This window comes from Aquabacterium sp. A7-Y (assembly GCF_026153205.1).
In the GTDB taxonomy this organism is placed as follows: domain Bacteria; phylum Pseudomonadota; class Gammaproteobacteria; order Burkholderiales; family Burkholderiaceae_C; genus Caldimonas.
Genome location: NZ_JAPFBW010000014.1, coordinates 40384 through 58332 on the forward strand (window position 1 = coordinate 40384; position 17949 = coordinate 58332).

A 17949-nucleotide genomic window follows, 5' to 3' on the forward strand; every position below is an offset into this window, starting at 1 on the left:
ATCCTGTCGTGTTTCGCGCAGCGCAGCGCGGCCGGGCGCGCCGCAAGACAGCACCGCGAGCGGGTCGGCGCCGCCTTTGCGCGTCTGCGCGTAAACCGCCGTCCAAAATGAACAAGGGCCCGGACGGGCCCTTCGAGTTCTCGACAACGATGTCTGGCGGCTTCAGTGCTGCAGGATCTTGGACAGGAAGTCCTTGGCGCGCGGCGAGCGGGCATCGGGGTTGCCGAAAAACTCCTCCTTGCGGCAGTCCTCGATGATCTTGCCCTGGTCCATGAAGATCACGCGGTGACTGACTTTGCGTGCGAAGCCCATCTCGTGGGTCACGCACATCATCGTCATGCCTTCCTGGGCCAGCTGCACCATGACGTCCAGCACCTCACCCACCATCTCGGGGTCGAGCGCCGAGGTGGGCTCGTCGAACAGCATCACGATGGGGTCCATGCTCAGCGCGCGGGCGATCGCCACACGCTGCTGCTGACCGCCGGAGAGCTGGCCCGGGAACTTGTCCTTGTGCGCCGACAGGCCCACACGCTCCAGGTACTTCAGGCCCTTGCTCATCGCTTCGCTCTTGCTGCGGCCGAGCACCTTGATCTGCGCCAGCGTCAGGTTTTCGGTCACGCTCAGGTGCGGGAACAGCTCGAAGTGCTGGAACACCATGCCGACGCGCGAGCGCAGCTTGGGCAGGTTGGTCTTGGGGTCGCCAACCGAGACGCCTTCGACGAGGATGTCGCCCTTCTGGAAGGGCTCCAGAGCGTTGACGGTCTTGATGAGGGTGGACTTGCCGGAACCGGACGGGCCGCAGACCACCACCACTTCGCCCTTCTGCACGCTGGTGGTGCAGTCGGTCAGCACCTGGAACGAGCCGTACCACTTGCTGACGTTCTTGATTTCGATCATTGCCGACATGTTGTCGTCTCCTGATTCAAAGCCGCTCGGAGCCGATGCTCAGCGGACGATCGCAATTTTCTTCTGCAGGCGCTTGACCAGCTGGGACAGCGCGAAGCAGATGATGAAGTAGACCACGGCGGCCGCCAGGTAGGCCTCGATGGGCCGGCCCAGGTTCTTGCCGGCCGTCTCGAAACCCTTGAAGAGGTCGTAGGCGCCGATCACATAGACGAGCGAGGTGTCCTGGAACAGGATGATGGTCTGCGTCAGCAGCACCGGCAGCATGTTCCGGAAGGCCTGAGGCAGGATCACGAAACGCATGTTCTGGCCGTAGCTCAGCCCGATGGCCTGGCCGGCGAACACCTGCCCGCGCGGAATGGACTGGATGCCGGCGCGCATGATCTCGGAGTAGTAGGCCGCCTCGAACAGCGTGAAGGTGACGAAGGCCGAAGCTTCAGCCCCGATGGGCCGGCCGATCGCCAGCGGCACCAGCAGGAAAAACCACAGGATCACCATCACCAGCGGGATCGAGCGCAGCCCGTTGACGTAGATCGTCGCGATCCACTCCAGCGGCTTGATGCCCGACAGGCGCATCATCGCCAGCAGGGTCCCCAGCACGATGCCACCGATCATGGCCACCAGCGTCAGCTGCAGGCTGAACAGGAAACCCTTCTGAACGAAGTTGCTCAGCAGGTCCCAGTTGTAGAAGGACAGGTCCAGATTCATCACTTCGAGCCTCCGACGTAGCCCGGCACGCGCACCCGGCTTTCGATGAAGGCCATCACGCGGTTCACGGCGAAGGCCGAGACAGCGTAGAGCACCGAGACCACCAGGTAGACCTGGATCTCCTTGGACAGCTCGACGCCCGCCTGCTGCGCGTACAGCGCCAGCTCGGCGATGCCGGCGGCGAAGGCGACCGAGGAGTTCTTGATGATGTTCATCGCTTCGCTGGTCATCGGCGGCAGCACGATGCGCGAGGCCATCGGCAGCACCACATAGCGGTAGGTCTGCGTACGCGTCAGGCCGATCGCCGAGCCGGCCATGAACTGGCCGCGCGGCAGCGACTGGATGCCGGCACGCACCTGCTCGGCGACACGCGCCGAGGTGAACAGCCCGAGCGCCAGCACCACCAGCACGAAGGTGGACACGCCACGCAGGGAGGGGAACATCGCGGGCAGCACCTGGTACCAGAGGAAGATCTGGACCAGCAGCGGAATATTGCGGAACAGCTCGACCCAGGCGTTGCTGAACCACTGCAGCGGCTTGCTGGGCACGGTGCGCAGGGTGCCGATCACGAAGCCGGCCACCAGTGCGATGATCCACGCGCACGCGGCGACCCCCAAGGTCCAACCCCAGGCAGACAGCAGCCAGTCGACGTAGGTGATGCCGTCGCCGCGGTCCTGCATGAAGATCTGCCAATCGGATTGCAAATCCATCTCTCTCCTCCTCCTCGGGCGCCTCTCCTGGAAACGCCGTCGGACTGCTCAAACGAGCACGCTAAACCGGCAAAAAAATGACCCACCCGCGCGAGCGGGCGGGCCACCTGTTGGCACGCCTTACTTCTTGGCGTAGCTTTCCATCGGATTGTCGTTGGGGTTCGCGATCGCGGCCTTCAGCGCAGCGCCCATCGGGACGTTGGGGTTGGTGTTGCGCGGGGGAATCGGCGACTCGAACCACTTCTTGTACATCTTCTCGAACTCGCCGCTTTTCATCATGGCGCGGATCTGGTCGTCCACCGCCTTCTTGAAGGCGGGGTCGTCCTTGCGGAACATGATGGCGATCGGCTCCACTGACAGTGCCTCGCCGGCGACCTTGAAGTCGGCCGGGTTCTTGGAGTTGGCGATGTTGCCGGCCAGGATGTAGTCGTCCATCACGAAGGCATCGGCACGGCCGGCTTCCAGGATCAGGAAGGAGTCGGCGTGGTCCTTGCCGAAGATCTCCTTGAAGTCCAGGCCGGCGCCGCGCTCGTGCTTGCGCAGATGCTGCACCGAGGTCGTGCCGGTGGTCGTCACGACGGTCTTGCCGTTGAGCTTGGCGATCGTGTCGATGCCCGACTTGGCGTGGACGGCCATGCGCACTTCGGTGACGAAGGTGGTGAGCGCGAAGCCGACCTGCTGCTGGCGGGCCTGGTTGTTGGTGGTCGAGCCGCACTCGATGTCCACGGTACCGTTCTGCACCAGCGGGATGCGGTTCTGCGAGGTCACCGGGATGTATTCCACGGCGAGCTTGTCGAGCTTCTGTTCCTTGCGGATGTTCTCGAGGATGGTCTCGCAGAGGTTCACGTGGAAGCCGGCGTACTTGCCGCTGCCCAGCGTGTAGGACAGCACGCCCGAGGAGTCACGCACTCCCATCACGACCTTGCCGGTCTCCTTGATCTTCTTCAGCGTGTCGGCTTGCGCCGCGCCGGCGGCCAGCAGCGCCGCGGCCAGGACGAGCAGAGGCTTCTTCATAGAGGCTCCTAGTGGTTGAGCTTGGACCCGATGGGGGTCATGAAAGGGTGGGATTCTAGAGACCTGGAGCTACGCAGAACTACGTAGTCCCCGCGGAACCCTGCGGTCAGCTTCGCATCAGAACGGCACCTGGTCTGTCGGGTATTTCCAGAAGTCTTTGAGCAGATAGCTCATCGGCAGGTTGAGCGGCGTGTTGCGGGGCGGTATGGGCCGCTGGAACCACTGTTCGTAGATCGAATGGATTTCACGGCTCTGAATCAGTCGCTTCATTTCATCATCGATCATCTTCTTGAACTCGGGATCGTCCTTCGACAACATGATGGCGAGCGGTTCGATGGTCAGGAACTTTCCCACTACCTTCAGCCGGGTCGGATCCGAGCGTCCGGCGATCAGGCCGTAGAGCAGCACGTCGTCCATCGCGAAGCCATCGGCCTGGCCCTTCTCCACCATCTCGGCGGCGGCCGCATGATCGGCCGCCTCGAGGATGGTGATACGCAAGAGCCGTTCCTTGTTGGCCGAGTCGATCGCCTTCAGCGGGGTGGTGCCCTTGGTCGACACCAGGCGCTTGCCCTCGAACTGCGGCAGGTCCTCGATCTTGCTGTCCGCTCGCACCATGTAGCGCGCACCGGTGATGTAGTGCGGCACGGTGAAGGCCACCGTCTTGCGCCGCTCGGCGTTGTTGGTCGTCGAGCCGCACTCGAGGTCGGCCTTGCCCTCCGCGATCAACTGCAGCCGGGTCGCCGCGGTGGCCTGCACGAACTGGGGCTTGAGCGACTTGAGATCGAGCTTCTTGCGCACCGCCTCGGCCAACCGCTGGCAGATGTCGAGCGCGTAGCCAACCGGCTTCTTGTCGCCGTCGAGGTAGGAGAACGGCACCGAGGAGTCGCGGTGCGCCAGTTGGATGGTGCCACTGGCGCGGATGCGCTCGAGCACCGGTCCGGCCTCGGCCGGCGTGACATGGAACAAGGCGGCACTGCCGGCCACCAGCGAGACGCCGGCAGCACGCAACCAAGGACGGGACAACATCGATCTACCCTCACCAACCACTACACATCGCCCGTCGAAGCCGGTGTGCCGGCCGCCCGAGCCTTGCAGGCGCGCGTAGCGCCTGCTGCTGATTGCGCCGCGTGATGTTGCGCGCGGCGGGAGTGTCTGCCATCGGGTCCTGACTGGCGAGGGCCCATTTGGCAACCGGTGAATATTTGTTGCAGAAATCCTTGACGTGCGCGCCACGGACCGGTGCAGTGGCCGCCCCGGAATGGGGCGCGTTGCGAGCGCAGGTGACGCGTCAGGGGGCGCTGCCCGCCGGAGCCAGGGGCCGGGTCCGACGGGGACGTCGTAGGCGGCGCGGACACTCGGGCGGTTCATCGGGGGCAGGCGGCTTGCAGGGTCGAGATCGATTGGCCGCGAACTGTACGGGCGAGGCAAACGGGGTGCCAATGCTGTTTGCAGGGCAAACTATGCAAGCGCGGCATGATGCATCAGGGTTAGTACCGAGCCCACCAGCCCCCGCGCAGCCTCAGTCCGACGCGGAAGCGGGCACTGACCGACGCTCCCGCCAGCGCCGCTGCAGCAGTTCGCGCAGCCCTTGCTCCTCGGCGAGGAAACCGACCTCGGTGTCGAGCGACACCAGCCGCCAGTCCTCCCCCTCGGGCCGGGGATGCAACAGCACCGGGCGGCCGTGCACCTCGCCCACCTGCAGCCAGGATACGACGGCCTCGACGCGATATTCACACGGCTTCTCGTCTGCTCGCCTGCATTCGCCCACGATGCGGAGCGGCGCACCCGGTGAGCGCTCGCGCAGCCCGGCCACCAGCCGCCCCGGCAGCCGCGGCTTGTTGTCGCGCAAGGGCTGCACCTCGCTGGCGGGCAGCAGGACCAGTTCCGGCCCGCTGTCGAGCCCGTCGCGGGCGAGATAAAAAGCGCGCACCTCGGCCGGCAGCGGGCGGCCGGTGCGCTGTGCCAGCGAGCTCAGAGCCAGTTCCGCAGCGCCGCTGGCCTCCAGCCGCGGGTCGAGCGCCCGTGCCAGCGCCGCGCTGTCCATGTCTTGCAGCCGAGCCTCGGCGCGCGCTGCCGCATCCGCAGCGGCCGAGGCGGGATCGTCGGCAAACGCGCGGCTCATGCTGCGCCAGCCGCCGGGCGCCAACGCCAGCGCGCCGAGCAGCAACAGGCCATACAAAACCGCGAAGGCCGCGACCTGCCGGCGCGGCATGGACTTGCGGCGCAGATGCGACACGAGCGTGTCCATCATGCGCAGGCGCTGGCTCATGGAGGCCCGCGCCGGCAGCAGACGCTCCAGCAGTTGAAACCCTTGGCGGGCCAGGGCCAGGCCGTCGCGGCGCTCCAGACCCGCGCTGACGGCCCGGTGTTGCTGCTCGAACCGGAGCTGGCGCCACAGCGGGCGCCAGCCGAGCGCCCTGAGGCCCCACAGCGCGGCCAGCGGCAGCCCCGCCAGGGACCAGCCGGCGGCTCCCCACGCCCCCAGTCCAGCCAGCACGGCAAGGACTTCGAACACCGCCCTGAGCTGCAGCCGCCGCGCCGGCCACAGGGCCTCGACCAGGGCCGCACCGTCCAGCGGCTGAAAAGGCAGCAGGCAAGCGGCATTGAGCAGCAGCAACGTCGCACCGGCCAGCTCCAGCGATCCCGCCGGCGGGGCGAGCGCCCACACCAGCACGCCGGCCAGCAGTCCGGGCAGCGTCCCCGCCAGAGCCAGCAGGGCCTGCTGTCGTGTGGTGGAACGGGTATGTTCAGGCAGTCGAACCCCACCGATCAGGGGCAGCGGCAGCACCTCGATGTGCCGAAAGCCCAGCCTTTGCAGGCAGGCCCAGCGCCCCGCCTCTTGCACCGCGACGCCCAGCATCAGCAGCAGCGCGAAGCGCGGCCCCGCCAGCAGCGCGCACGGCAGCAGGATCGGCAACCAGCTGGCGAGGTAGAGCCCCCATTGCAGCGCGAGTGGGACCTGCGCCACGGCAGCGCCTGCGCGCCCCGCGACAAACAGGGCCAGGCACTGCTCCAGGCGGGCCGCGCGAGCGCTTGGGGTGCTGGCCCCGGCCTGGCGCTTCAAGGCGGAGCGCAGGCGCACGGACCTGCGCATCCCCTGTGCGGCGAGCAGCGGCAGGCGGCGGATCGCGATCGCCAGCGTCTCGCCCTCGCTCACCAGCCAGCCGGCCTCGATCAACGCCTCCAGCTGGCGCTGCTCGTAGCGGCTCAGTCGCGCCTCGATGGTTTCGGGCCCTTCCCAAGGCAGGAAGTCGGGCAGACCTTCGTCCTGCATCAGCGCGAGTTGCGCCTCGTATTGCGCCTTGACGCTGGCGAACAGGTCGCCGGCCGGCTTGCACCAGCGTGGACTCGGCGGCACCGTCCAGAGCGGCAGTTTGAGCGAGGCCACCATCAGGCCTTCCTCGACCTCCGCATACATCGTGAGCTGGACCAGTTCGGGCGTCGCGGCCGAGACCGGGGCCATCAGCTCAGCGATGACCGGGACCTGCCGGTGCCGCCAGACCTGCACGGGTTGCCAAGGGGCGAGTTCTCGCGGCGTGCTGTGAAACTGGGTCGCATGCGAGTGAACGAAGCCGAGCGACGACAGTTCGGCCTCATAGGGCTGCAGGCAAGCCTGCACCGTGGCCTGCAGGCGCGATGGTCCCGGGCGGCGCTCGATGCGGGAAGGCAGCCGCAGCGCCGCCAGCGCACGCACCCACTGCACCCACGGCGTGAGCGCGCAGGCGATCAGGATGGCCGCGAGTAGCGCTGCCCAGCCCATGGTGACCCTCTCCGGGGCATGTGCCCCTCCAGTGTGATGCCGGAAGACGGCCGATGCCGTGGCGGGATTATGGGCAGCGCTGCGCCGGGCGGGGCCGTCTGCGCGACGTCAAGCGTGACGTGTTTCGCGCAGGTAGTCCCACAGCGACTGCACGCCGTGGCGCACATGCTTGGCGACCTCGGGCCGCTCGCGGTAGATGCGCACGTCCATCGTCACCTCGTGCGAGCCGGCCGGCGCCGCGAGCACCAGCCGCTTGGCGCGCAGTTCCTTCTTCACGGAGCTGGCCGGCAGGAAGGCCAGGCCATGGCCTTCCAGTGCCATCGCCTTGAGGCCCTCGGCCATGTCGGTCTCATAGATCGCGTCGAGGTTGAGCGGCACCGGCGAGCGCTTGATGATCAGGTCCACCAGCCGGCCCAGGTAGGCGCCCGAGGCATAGCTGAGGAAGGGCACCCGCTCGCTGGGACGGCCCGGCACCCGGAACAGCGGCTGGCCATCGGGCCCGGCCTTGGCATAAGGGGCCAGGGTTTCCTGGCCCAGGCTCAGCATCTCGTAGCGGTCGGGGTTGAGCTGCAAGGGCTGCGAGGCATGGTGGTAGGCGATCAGCAGGTCGCAGCCGCCCTCGGCCATGCGCATCACGGCATCGTGGACATTGAGCGCGATGAGCCGGCTCTTGACGGCGCCGAAGCTCTTGCGCAGGCTCATCACCCAGTGGGGGAAAAAGCTGAAGGCCAGCGTGTGCGGAACCGCGAACTCGATCATGTCCTGGCCCGCCGAGCGGTGGCCGCGCATCATGTTGCGCGTCGCCTGCAGGGTGCCGAGGATCTCCAGCGCCTGCGCGAGGAAGGTCTCACCGGCCGGTGTCAATCGCGTCGGATACGAAGAGCGGTCGACCAGGTCGATGCCCACCCATCCTTCCAGCGCCTGAATGCGGCGCGAGAAGGCCGGCTGCGTGACATGGCGCAACTGCGCCGAACGCGAGAAGCTGCGCGTCTCTGCCAGGCTGACGAAATCTTCTAGCCACTTGGTTTCCACGACCGCGCAGTGTAGCGATGCACCGACTGACACGAACCGAGGGCTAATGCGGATGCCTTTGCACTAGGATGCGCAGCTTTCACCCCTTCCATCCAGCCAGGAGTTTTCCGAGATGTCCGACCTGAAAGCCCGCTTCGAGCAAGCCGTCACCGAATCCAAGTCGCTGCCCGAGAAGCCCGACAACATGACGCTGCTGAAGATCTACGCGCTCTTCAAGCAGGCCAGCAGCGGCGATGTCGAGGGCGACCGCCCCGGCATGACCGACTTCGTCGGACGCGCGAAGTGGGACGCCTGGAACCAGCTCAAGGGCCGCAGCCAGGAGCAGGCCATGCAGGACTACATCGACCTGATCGAATCGCTGAAGTAAGGCAGCGGCCTCAGCCGCCCCCGCCGGCCTTGCGTTCGGACGCCGCGCGGCTCTCCAGACGCAGCAGCTTGTCCAGCTGCTTCTCGGCTTCGGACTGGATGCGTGAGCGGAGACCCGCCAGCAGGATTCCCAGGCGGGCCTCCAGCGCCAGGCGGCCCGCCTCGACCGCAAGCGTCCCGCGCATGCCGGCGCGGCTGAAGTGCAGCACGTCGCCGTGCTCGCCCTCATCGATGCGGCAGGCCATGCCGTACTGTTCCTCGGCGTCCTCGGCCCACTTGGCGGCCAGCTCGCGGGCCTTGGCCAGGCCGAGCGCGTGCGGGCGCTCGATGCGGATGGTGTCGTTCACGGAATGCGTCCTTCCTCGTGGGGGTCGGCGAGCACGCGGCGGCGCTCTTCCCGAGGCGCTTCGGCGAGCCGCTGCACCTCGGCATAAAAACGCCGGAAATCGCGGCCCTGGGCTTCGAACAGCCGCTCGAAGCCGGGCACCAGTTCGTTGTAGGCGGCCAGCACGCCCAGCGAGGCGTTGTTGGCCCGCGCGAACCAGCCGTCGTAGCCGGCCCAGCCACCCCAGCGGGTGGCCTTCATCGTTTCGTACTCGGCGCGCATCTCCGCGAACAGCGCCGCCTTGCGCTCGCGCAGCTCGGCCGGGGCCAGCCGGGTGCGGTAGAGCGCGTCCAGCCGGTCCCGCCAGCTCAGCGTGAAGGCACGGAAATCCTGGCGTCGCCCGTCGAAGCGCTGGTACTCCTCGCGCGCGGCGGCGTCGGCGCGCTCGTGCAGCCAGCGCTGCCCGCCCAGGCGTTCGACCGCTGTCGCGAAGGACTCGTTGAAGGTGGTGTCGCCCTTGGCATAGGCCACCTGGTGGGCCAGCTCGTGGAAGATCAGGCGCGCCAGCTCGCCTTCCGGATAATGGATGAAGGTGTTGAGCAGCGGGTCATCGAACCAGCCCAAGGTCGAATAGGCGGGCACGCCGTAGACGGCCACCTCGTAGCCCTCCTCGCGCAGGCTGGCGGCGAGCCGCTCGGCCTCGGCCTTGTCGAAATAGCCGCGGTAGCCGACGCAGCCGACCACCGGGAAACACCAGGTCTTGAGCTGCAGGCTCAGCTCCGGCGCGGCCACCACGTTCCATACCGCGGCCGGGCGCTTCAAGTCCGCATAGCGGCGGTAGCTGTTGTTGTCGGGCAGGTGCAGCTCGGTGACCGCGAAGTCGCGGATGCGCTGCGACAGGGCCAGCCGCTCGCGCAGCGGCCCTGGCGTCCCGCTCTCGGCCAGCCACTCGGGCACCGGCCGGGCATCCTGGAGCATCGAGAGCTGCCCGCGCACCGACTGGGCGTAATAGCCCACCGTGCCGCAGCCGGCCAGGCCCAGCCCCAGCAGCGCGAGCACCGCGGCGGTGCCTGCGCCCGCGAGCCAGCGTGTCACCCGCGTCACGCGGCCTTCTCCGCTCGCACCTCCACGAGCACGTCGTAGAAGCACGGCGCCCGGCCGATATCGGTCAGTCGCTGGTGCGTGAGCTGGTTGACGTTGGTGCCGTCGATGCCGAACTTGCGCCACCACACGCCCAGGCCGTTGACCACGCCGGGACGCGCGCGGCCCGAGATGCGCGCGGTGCAGCGGTGCTCGCCGCGGTCGTTGAAGACGCGCACCAGCTGGCCGTCGGCGATGCCGCGCGCGGCCGCGTCGTCCGGGTGCATCTCGACCAGCGGCTCGCCCTCGATGTCGCGCAGGCTCTTGACGTTCACGAAGGTGGAGTTGAGGAAGTTGCGCGCCGGCGGCGAGATCATCGCCAGCGGGTAGCGACGTGCCAGCTCCGGCGCCGTGGTGGCCGACTCGTGGTTGGGCACATGGTCGGGCAGTCCGCCGGCGGCGATTTCGCAGCGGCCGGAAGCGGTCGGGAAGCCGCCCTCGGCGAAGGGCGCCTCGGGCAGCGGCAGCTTGATCCAGTGCTGCTGCCTGAGGGCCTGGAAGTCGACGTCGCGGCTGAAGGCCGCCGCGGCGACGGCCTCGTCGCTGTCCTGCAGGCACGGTTCGCGCAGCCCCATGCGCGCGGCCAGCTCGCGGAAGATCTGCGTGTTGGACCGCGCGTGGCCGAGCGGCGCGACGGCCGGCTCGTTGATCAGCGCATAGGTGTGGCCATAGCTGGTGTGCACGTCCAGGTGCTCCAGCTGGGTGGTGGCGGGCAACACGTAGTCGGCCAGGTCCGCCGTGTCGGTCATGAAGTGCTCCAGCACCACCGTGAACAGGTCCTCGCGCTGGAAACCCCGCACGACCTTGGCCGACTCGGGCGCCACCGCGACGGGGTTGCTGTTGTAGACGATCAGCGCCTCGATGCGCGGGCCGAACCCGGGCCCGGCCTCGCGCAGCAGGTCGTCGCCTATCGTGCTCATGTTGATGGTGCGCGGCTGGCGGCCGCGCAGCAGGTCGGGCCGCTGCAGCGCCTGGCGATCGACCGGGAACCAGCCCGAGGCCGACAGCAGCAGGCCGCCCGCGCGGTGCCGCCAGGCGCCGGTCAGGCAGGGCAGCACCGCGATCAACCGCACCGCGTTGCCGCCGCCGCGCACGCGCTGCATGCCGTAGTTGAGGCGGATCGCCGCCGGCCGCGTGGTGGCGTAGTCGCGCGCCAGCTGGCGCACTTCCTCGGGGCTGATGCCGCATACCTCGGCGGTGCGCTCGGGCGTCCAGGCCAGCGCGCGCTCGCGCAGGGCCGGCCAGCCGGAGGTGTGGCGCTCGATGTAGTCGTGGTCCAGCCAGTCGTTGACGACCAGCTCGTGCATCAGGCCCAGCGCCAGCGCGCCGTCGGTGCCGGGCAGCAGGGCGATGTGCTGGTGGCACTTGTCGGCTGTCTCGGTCTTGCGCGGGTCGATGCACACCAGCTTGGCGCCGTTGCGCTTGGCCTGCTGGGCCAGGGTCCAGAAGTGCAGGTTGGAGGCGATCGAATTGCTGCCCCAGATCAGGATGAGCCGGCTTTCGGCGAAATGCTCCAGGTGCATGCCGACCTTGGCGCCATAGGTCGCCGCCAGCGCCTCGCCGCCGGCACTGGCGCAGATGGTGCGGTCCAGGCGCGAGGCACCGAGCGTGTTGAAAAAGCGCGCTGCGATGCTTTCGCCCTGCACCAGGCCCATGGTGCCGGCGTAGCTGTAAGGCACGATGGCCTCGGGCGAACGCTCGGCGATGGCCGACAGGCGCGCGGCGATGTCGTCCAGCGCCTCATCCCAGCCGACCGGCTCGTAACGGCCGCTGCCCTTGGGCCCCACGCGCCGGAGCGGCTGCAACAGGCGCTCGGGGTGGTAGGTGCGCTCGGGATAGCGCGACACCTTCTGGCACAGCGCGCCGTGGGTGGGCGGGTGGTCGGGATCGCCTTGCACCTTGACGGCACGGCCGTCCTCGACGGTGACGCGGATGGCGCAGGTGTCGGGGCAGTCGTGCGGACAGGCGGCACGGACCGTGCGGGTGGTGACCGGGGCAACGGTCTCGGGGGCGGCAGCTGGGTGCATCGGGGCGACTCCGCGGTGGACGGACGGTGGGCGACCCCGATTTTTCCACGCCTCGGCGCCTCATGCAGGGGAGCCGAAGCTTTTACTGTGAACTTGCGCGAGTTTCACGCGACAGGGCTAAACTGGTCCGATCCCTGCCACCGCCGGCACCCCCCGCCGCGTGGCAGTACGTCTGGAGTTCTCCCCGATGCAGCTGATCGAATCCATCCTGGCCGAAAGCGCCGAGGTCGCCGCCTTGCGCCGCGACATCCATGCCCACCCGGAGCTGTGCTTCGAAGAGCAGCGCACCTCGGAGCTCATCGCCCGCACACTGGGCGACTGGGGCATCCCGGTGCACCGCGGTCTGGCCAAGACCGGCGTGGTCGGCATCGTCAAGAATGGCAATTCGCCGCGCGCGGTCGGTTTGCGCGCCGACATCGACGCGCTGCCGATGACCGAGCACAACACCTTCGCGCATGCGAGCAAGCATGCCGGCAAGATGCACGCCTGCGGCCACGACGGCCACACCGCGATGCTGCTCGGCGCGGCCCGCCACCTCGCGAAACACCGCAACTTCGACGGCACGGTCTACCTTATCTTCCAGCCCGCCGAGGAGGGCGGCGGCGGCGCCCGCGAGATGATCCGCGAGGGCCTGTTCGACCGTTTCCCGATGGAGGCGGTGTTCGGCATGCACAACTGGCCAGGCATGGCGGTAGGCCAGTTCGCGATCAAGAACGGGCCCTGTTTCGCCTCCAGCAACGAGTTCAAGATCGTGATCCGCGGCAAGGGGGCGCACGCCGCGATGCCGCACAACGGCATCGACCCCGTCCCGGTGGCCTGCCAGATGGTCCAGGCCTTCCAGACCATCATCACGCGCAACAAGCGGCCCATCGACGCTGGCGTGATCTCGGTCACGATGATCCACACCGGCGAGGCCACCAACGTGGTGCCCGAGAGCTGCGAGATCCAGGGCACCGTGCGCACCTTCACGCTGGAGGTGCTGGACCTGATCGAGCAGCGCATGCAGGAGATCGCGCGGCACACCGCCGCGGCCTTCGGCTGCGAATGCGAGTTCGAGTTCTCGCGCAACTACCCGCCCACCATCAACCACCCGGCGGAGACCGAGTTCGTCCGCGGCGTGATGGCCGACCTCGTGGGTGCCGGCAATGTGCAGGAGTTCGAGCCGACCATGGGCGCCGAGGACTTCAGCTACTTCCTGCTCGAGAAGCCCGGCGCCTACTTCCTGATCGGCAACGGCGACGGCTCGCACCGCGAGGGCGGCCACGGCATGGGGCCCTGCATGCTGCACAACCCCAGCTACGACTTCAACGACGACCTGCTGCCGCTGGGCGCGACGCTGTGGGTGCGTCTGGCCGAGATGTGGCTCAACACCGCGCGATGAGTTCTGCCCGGCCGCCCGAAGGGGCTCGCACCGCAGTGCGCAGCACGGAGGTTTCCCGATGGCCCTGAACCTCCGCGACGCCTACTCCCAGACTTATGGCGAGGCCAGGCACAAGTTCCTGCAAGCCTGCGAGGCCGCGGGGCTGGACGTCGAGCACCAGATCCACCCGCTGCTCGGCCGCGACGGCGAGACCCTGGCGATGGACGTGTGCCGCCAGGGGCCGCGCACCGCCGAGCGGGTGCTCCTGCTCAGCAGCGGCTGCCACGGCATCGAGGGTTATGCCGGCTCGGGCATCCAGGTCGCGCTGCTGCGCGATGCCGACTGGCACCAGGCGGTGCGGGACAGCGGCGTCGCGGTGCTCTACCTCCACGCGCTCAACCCCTACGGCTTTTCCTGGTGGCGCCGCGTCACGCAGGAGAACGTGGACCTGAACCGCAACTTCCACGACTTCTCGCAACCGCTGCCGGCCAACCCCGCCTACGAGGCGCTGCACGCCCTGCTGCTGCCGCGCAGCTGGCCCCCGCCGCCCGAGGTCGAGCAGGCCATCGAGGCCTACCTGGCCGAGCACGGCATGGCGGCCTTCCAGGCCGCCGTTTCGCAGGGGCAACACACGCACGAGGACGGCCTCTACTATGGCGGCCGCAACCCGACCTGGAGCAATCTCACGCTGCGCCGGGTGCTCCAGGAGCACCTGCGGCACGCGGTGCAGCTCGCCTGGATCGACCTGCACACCGGGCTGGGCCCGCGCGGCCACGGCGAACGCATCTTCGCCTCCGGCTATGTGCCGGCCGATCTGGCACGGGCGCGCGACTGGTGGGGCGCGGCGGTGACCTGCGTCGAGGAAGGCAGCTCGAGCTCAGCCCGGCTGACCGGCACACTCTGGCCGGTGGTCTTCGAGGCCAAGCCCGAGATCCGCTACACCGGCATCGCGCTCGAATTCGGCACGCGGTCGGTGCGCGAGGTGTTCGACGCGCTGCGCGCCGAGCAGTGGCTGGAGAACCACCCGGAGGCGCCGCCCGAACAGGCGCGCGCGATCAAGCAGCAGCTGCGCGAGGCCTTTTATGTCGAGGCCGACGACTGGAAGGCGCAGCTCGTGGCGCAGGCGCGCGAGGCGGCGCTGCAGGCACTGGACGGCTTGGGGCGGAGCGCATGAACGAGCCGGTCGCGATCATCTCGTGGAGCGATGGCGAGGCGACGCACAGCGTGCGTTGGCGCTGCGAAGCAGGCGTGCCGCCGCCGCGCCGGGTACAGGTGGTGGATGACCGCACCCCGGCCGACCAGGCCTGGCGCCTCGCCAGTGAAGGCACCGGGCTGCTGTGGCGCGGTGACTTCCAGAACGCGCGCCAGCTGCTGCAGGCGATGGCACGGCGCATCGACCGCAAGCCGCGCAAGAAGGCCGGCACGCCGGCCGACGCCTTCAACCTGCATCGCCAGGCCCAGGGGCAGCGGGCCCGCACGCTGGGCATGCTGCTGATCCCCTTCGATCCCGGGCACCGCATTCCCTTGCGCCGGGCGCCGGATGTGGAGCGTGCCTGCACCGAAGCCTACGGCGAGGCGAGCGAGCCCTACGTGGCCTCGCTGCGCGAGCTGCTGGGTTTGATCGGCGCCCACGAGTGGCGCAAGAAAGGTGTCGAGATCCCGGCGCTGGGCAGCCGCATCCATGCCCACTATGGCGTGTTCTCGCCGGTGCGCGGCGAATACGTGGACCTGGTCGCAAAGGCGCCGCTGCCGTCCGGCACACGCTGCGCCTTCGACATCGGCACCGGCACCGGTGTGCTGAGCGCGGTGCTCGCGCGCCGCGGCATCGCGCGGGTGGTCGCGACCGACATGGATGCGCGCGCACTGGCCTGTGCGCGCGACAACCTGCAGCGCCTGGACCTGGGTTCGCGGGTGGAGGTGGTGCAGGCCGACCTGTTCCCCGAAGGGCGCGCCTCGCTGGTCGTCTGCAACCCACCCTGGGTGCCGGCACGGCCCAGCTCGGCCCTGGAGCATGCGGTCTACGACCCGGACAGCCGCATGCTGAGGGGTTTCCTCGGCGGCCTCGCAGCCCACCTCGAAACCGGCGGCGAAGGCTGGCTGGTGCTGTCCGATCTGGCCGAACACCTGGGGCTGCGCCCGCGCGAGACCTTGCTGGGCTGGATCGAGGCGGCCGGGCTCGACGTGCTGGGGCGGCTCGATGTGCGGCCCCGGCATCCCAAGGCCAGCGATCCGGACGACCCGCTGCACCAGGCGCGTTCCCGCGAAATCACCTCGTTGTGGCGGCTGGCGCCGCGCTGAACAACCGCCTTCAGTCCGCCGGCACCCAGCCGGCCGAGCGCAGGTCGGCCTCGCACTGCACGACATCCGTGAACTGCACCGACTGCCAGCCCTCGGCACGCGCGATCTCGACATTGCCCGGGTGGTCGTCGATGAAAACGCTGTCCGCCGGCACGATGCCGAAGCGGCGCGCCGCCTCGGCGAAGATGGCCGGCTCGGGCTTGATCAGCTGCACCCTCGACGAGAAGATGCCGCCCTCGAACCAGGCGAAAAACGCATGGCTGCGCTCCAGGTGCTCGGCATAGGGCAAGGGCATGTTGGAGAGGTAGAACAGGCGGTAGCCCGCGGCCTTGAGGCGGCGCATCAGCTCCACCGTCGGGGCCTGCGCCTCGAGGTGGGTCGGGATGGCATCCACCACGCGATGCACCTCCTGGGCCGGCAGGCGGGTGCGTGCCGAGATGCGCGCCACCAGGTCGTCCTCGGCAATCGTGCCGCGGTCGAAGGCGGCCCAGTCGCTGCCGACGTCGAAGGACTGGAAGATGCTGGCCGCCAGCTCGCGCGCCGCTTCCTCGTCCGGCACCCGCTGTGGCAGCACCTCCTGCAGCAGCTCCAGCGGCCGCCAGCGAAACACCACGCCGCCGAAGTCGAACACCACGGCACGACCCGTCCCGGTGCCCGATGCGCCGTTCACCCTGCTCACTGCACTCATGCCAGCACCCGTTGCAGCAGTCCCGCCGTCGAGCCGTCGAGCCCGGAGGTATCGCCCGACGCGAGCCGCGGCAGCAGGTCGTTGCACAAGGCCTTGCCCAACTCGACGCCCCACTGGTCGAAGCTGTTGATGCCCCACAGCGCGCCGCTGGTGAAGACGCGGTGTTCGTACAGCGCAATCAGAGCACCCAGGCTCCAAGGTGTCAGCTCGTCGAGCAGCAGCGTGGTGCTGGGCCGGTTGCCCGGGAAGGTGCGGTGGCGCGCCAGCGTCCCGGGGTCGAGCGAGGCCGAGGCGGTCGGGGCCTTCTCGGCGGCGGCCTGCCCGGTGCTCTTGCCCAGCATCAAGGCCTGCGCCTGGGCCAGGCCGTTGGCGAGCAGCTTGTGGTGCAGGTCGGCGTACGGATGGGTGGGCCGCTTGACGAGGATGAACTCGACCGGGATCACGTCGGTGCCCTGGTGCAGCATCTGGAAGTAGGCGTGCTGGCCGTTGGTGCCCGGCTCGCCCCAGACCACCGGCGAGGTGGCATAGGGCAGCGGCTCGCCATCGAGGTCGACCCGCTTGCCGTTGCTCTCCATCTCCAGCTGCTGCAGGTAGGCCGGCAGGCGCTTCAGGCCCTGGTGGTAGGGCGCGACGCTGCGGCTGGCGTAGCCGTGGAAATTGCGGTACCAGACGTCGAGCAGTCCCAGCAGCGCCGGCAGGTTGCGCTCCAGCGGGGCCTCGGCGAAGTGGCGGTCCATCGCGTGGGCGCCGGCCAGCAGCGCGCGGAAGTGCTCGGCACCGATGGCCAGCGCGATCGGCAGGCCGATGGCCGACCACAGCGAATAGCGCCCGCCGACCCAGTCCCAGAAGCCGAAGGTGGTATCGATGCCGAACTCGGCCGCCGCCTTGACGTTGGTGGTGGTGGCCACGAAGTGCCGCTGCGTGTTCGTACCTCCGTGCTGCAGGAACCAGGCCTTGGCGACCTGGGCATTGGCCATGGTCTCCTGGGTCGTGAAGGTCTTGGAGGCGATGATGAACAGCGTCTCCTCGGGCTTGAGACGGCGCAGCACCGGTGCGATGTCGTGGCCGTCGACATTGGAGACGAAGTGGAAGCTGAGGCGCGGGTGCACGAAGGCGTCGAGCGCCGGCACCACCATCTGCGGCCCGAGGTCGGAGCCGCCGATGCCGATGTTGACGATGTGCCGGATACCGCTGCGGGCGGTGTCGCGCACCTCCTCGACGAACTCGAGCAGCCGCTCCAGCACCTCGTGCACCTCGTCGCTGAACGGCCCCTGGCCCTGCGGCGCGCGCAGGGCGGTGTGCAGCACGGCGCGGCCTTCGGTGTGGTTGATGGGTTCGCCCTTGAACATCGCATCGCGGCGCTCTTCCAGCCGGCATTCACGCGCCAGCTCGCACAGCAGCTTCACGGTCGCGAGGTCGAGCTTGTTTTTCGACAGGTCGGCGAACAGGCCCGGCGCCTCGAAGGACAGCGAGGCGAAGCGGCCGCTGTCGCGTGCGAAAGCCTCGCGCAGGTCCAGGTCGCGGCCATGCGCCTGGTAGTGGCCCTGGAGCGCAGCCCAGGCCGTGGTCCGGTCGCAGCGGGGTGCAGTCGGCATCGGTATGGATCTCCCGGATTATT

The 17949-nt window shown here is 68.6% G+C and carries 16 protein-coding genes; 4 read left to right on the forward strand and 12 right to left on the reverse strand.

Going from position 1 to position 17949, the window contains the following annotated elements; all coding sequences use genetic code 11:
- Positions 1-162: 162 nt before the first annotated feature.
- From OOT46_RS14375 to OOT46_RS14405, 7 genes are all read right to left on the reverse strand, one after another.
- A complete protein-coding gene (locus OOT46_RS14375) occupies positions 163-897 on the reverse strand; it encodes an amino acid ABC transporter ATP-binding protein (RefSeq protein ID WP_265404407.1) in 735 nt (244 codons plus the stop codon).
- Positions 898-945: 48 nt separating this feature from the next.
- Positions 946-1611, reverse strand: a complete 666-nt coding sequence (locus OOT46_RS14380) for an amino acid ABC transporter permease (protein ID WP_265404301.1) — start codon at positions 1609-1611, stop codon at positions 946-948.
- A complete protein-coding gene (locus tag OOT46_RS14385) occupies positions 1611-2315 on the reverse strand; it encodes an amino acid ABC transporter permease (protein ID WP_416136198.1) in 705 nt (234 codons plus the stop codon). The genes OOT46_RS14380 and OOT46_RS14385 overlap by 1 nt, the downstream gene beginning before the upstream one ends.
- Before the next feature lie 126 nt (positions 2316-2441).
- Positions 2442-3335 (reverse strand): amino acid ABC transporter substrate-binding protein, encoded by an 894-nt coding sequence (locus OOT46_RS14390; protein ID WP_265404303.1) that lies wholly within the window; start codon positions 3333-3335, stop codon positions 2442-2444.
- Between the two features lie 117 nt (positions 3336-3452).
- Positions 3453-4361, reverse strand: coding sequence for an amino acid ABC transporter substrate-binding protein (locus OOT46_RS14395; protein WP_265404304.1), 909 nt, complete (start codon positions 4359-4361; stop codon positions 3453-3455).
- Between the two features lie 493 nt (positions 4362-4854).
- On the reverse strand, positions 4855-7095 hold the full coding sequence (locus OOT46_RS14400) for a hypothetical protein (protein WP_265404305.1): 2241 nt from the start codon (positions 7093-7095) through the stop codon (positions 4855-4857).
- A gap of 108 nt (positions 7096-7203) precedes the next feature.
- Positions 7204-8127, reverse strand: a complete 924-nt coding sequence (locus OOT46_RS14405) for a LysR substrate-binding domain-containing protein (protein ID WP_265404306.1) — start codon at positions 8125-8127, stop codon at positions 7204-7206.
- A gap of 112 nt (positions 8128-8239) precedes the next feature.
- Between OOT46_RS14405 and OOT46_RS14410 the strand changes: the two genes are divergently transcribed.
- Entirely contained in the window at positions 8240-8494 is a 255-nt protein-coding gene (locus tag OOT46_RS14410) for an acyl-CoA-binding protein (RefSeq protein ID WP_265404307.1), read from the forward strand.
- Positions 8495-8504: 10 nt separating this feature from the next.
- On the opposite strand, the gene OOT46_RS14415 is transcribed toward OOT46_RS14410, so the two are convergent.
- Genes OOT46_RS14415 through OOT46_RS14425 form a run of 3 tightly spaced genes read right to left on the reverse strand, consistent with a single transcriptional unit; the run spans position 8505 to position 11985 of the window.
- On the reverse strand, positions 8505-8840 hold the full coding sequence (locus OOT46_RS14415; RefSeq protein ID WP_265404308.1) for a polyhydroxyalkanoic acid system family protein: 336 nt from the start codon (positions 8838-8840) through the stop codon (positions 8505-8507).
- Positions 8837-9922, reverse strand: a complete 1086-nt coding sequence (locus OOT46_RS14420) for an aminopeptidase (protein ID WP_416136194.1) — start codon at positions 9920-9922, stop codon at positions 8837-8839. Before OOT46_RS14420 ends, OOT46_RS14415 begins: the two co-directional genes overlap by 4 nt.
- Positions 9919-11985: a molybdopterin-containing oxidoreductase family protein gene (locus tag OOT46_RS14425; RefSeq protein ID WP_265404309.1), complete on the reverse strand. Its 2067-nt coding sequence runs from the start codon at positions 11983-11985 to the stop codon at positions 9919-9921. Before OOT46_RS14425 ends, OOT46_RS14420 begins: the two co-directional genes overlap by 4 nt.
- Before the next feature lie 187 nt (positions 11986-12172).
- On the opposite strand from OOT46_RS14425, the gene OOT46_RS14430 reads away from it, so the two are divergent.
- From OOT46_RS14430 to OOT46_RS14440, 3 genes are read left to right on the forward strand one after another with little or no spacing between them, the layout of a single operon-like run.
- Positions 12173-13366, forward strand: coding sequence for a M20 aminoacylase family protein (locus OOT46_RS14430; RefSeq protein ID WP_265404310.1), 1194 nt, complete (start codon positions 12173-12175; stop codon positions 13364-13366).
- A 58-nt stretch (positions 13367-13424) separates the two neighbouring features.
- A complete protein-coding gene (locus OOT46_RS14435) occupies positions 13425-14519 on the forward strand; it encodes a M14 family metallopeptidase (protein ID WP_265404311.1) in 1095 nt (364 codons plus the stop codon).
- A complete protein-coding gene (locus tag OOT46_RS14440; RefSeq protein ID WP_265404312.1) occupies positions 14516-15643 on the forward strand; it encodes a class I SAM-dependent methyltransferase in 1128 nt (375 codons plus the stop codon). Before OOT46_RS14435 ends, OOT46_RS14440 begins: the two co-directional genes overlap by 4 nt.
- Before the next feature lie 10 nt (positions 15644-15653).
- Here OOT46_RS14440 and OOT46_RS14445 read toward each other — a convergent pair whose 3' ends face one another.
- Together OOT46_RS14445 and pgi are read right to left on the reverse strand one after the other, a co-directional pair.
- Positions 15654-16331 (reverse strand): HAD family hydrolase, encoded by a 678-nt coding sequence (locus OOT46_RS14445; RefSeq protein WP_265404313.1) that lies wholly within the window; start codon positions 16329-16331, stop codon positions 15654-15656.
- Positions 16328-17926, reverse strand: coding sequence for a glucose-6-phosphate isomerase (gene pgi, locus OOT46_RS14450; protein WP_265404314.1), 1599 nt, complete (start codon positions 17924-17926; stop codon positions 16328-16330). The genes OOT46_RS14445 and pgi overlap by 4 nt, the downstream gene beginning before the upstream one ends.
- Positions 17927-17949 lie beyond the last annotated feature (23 nt).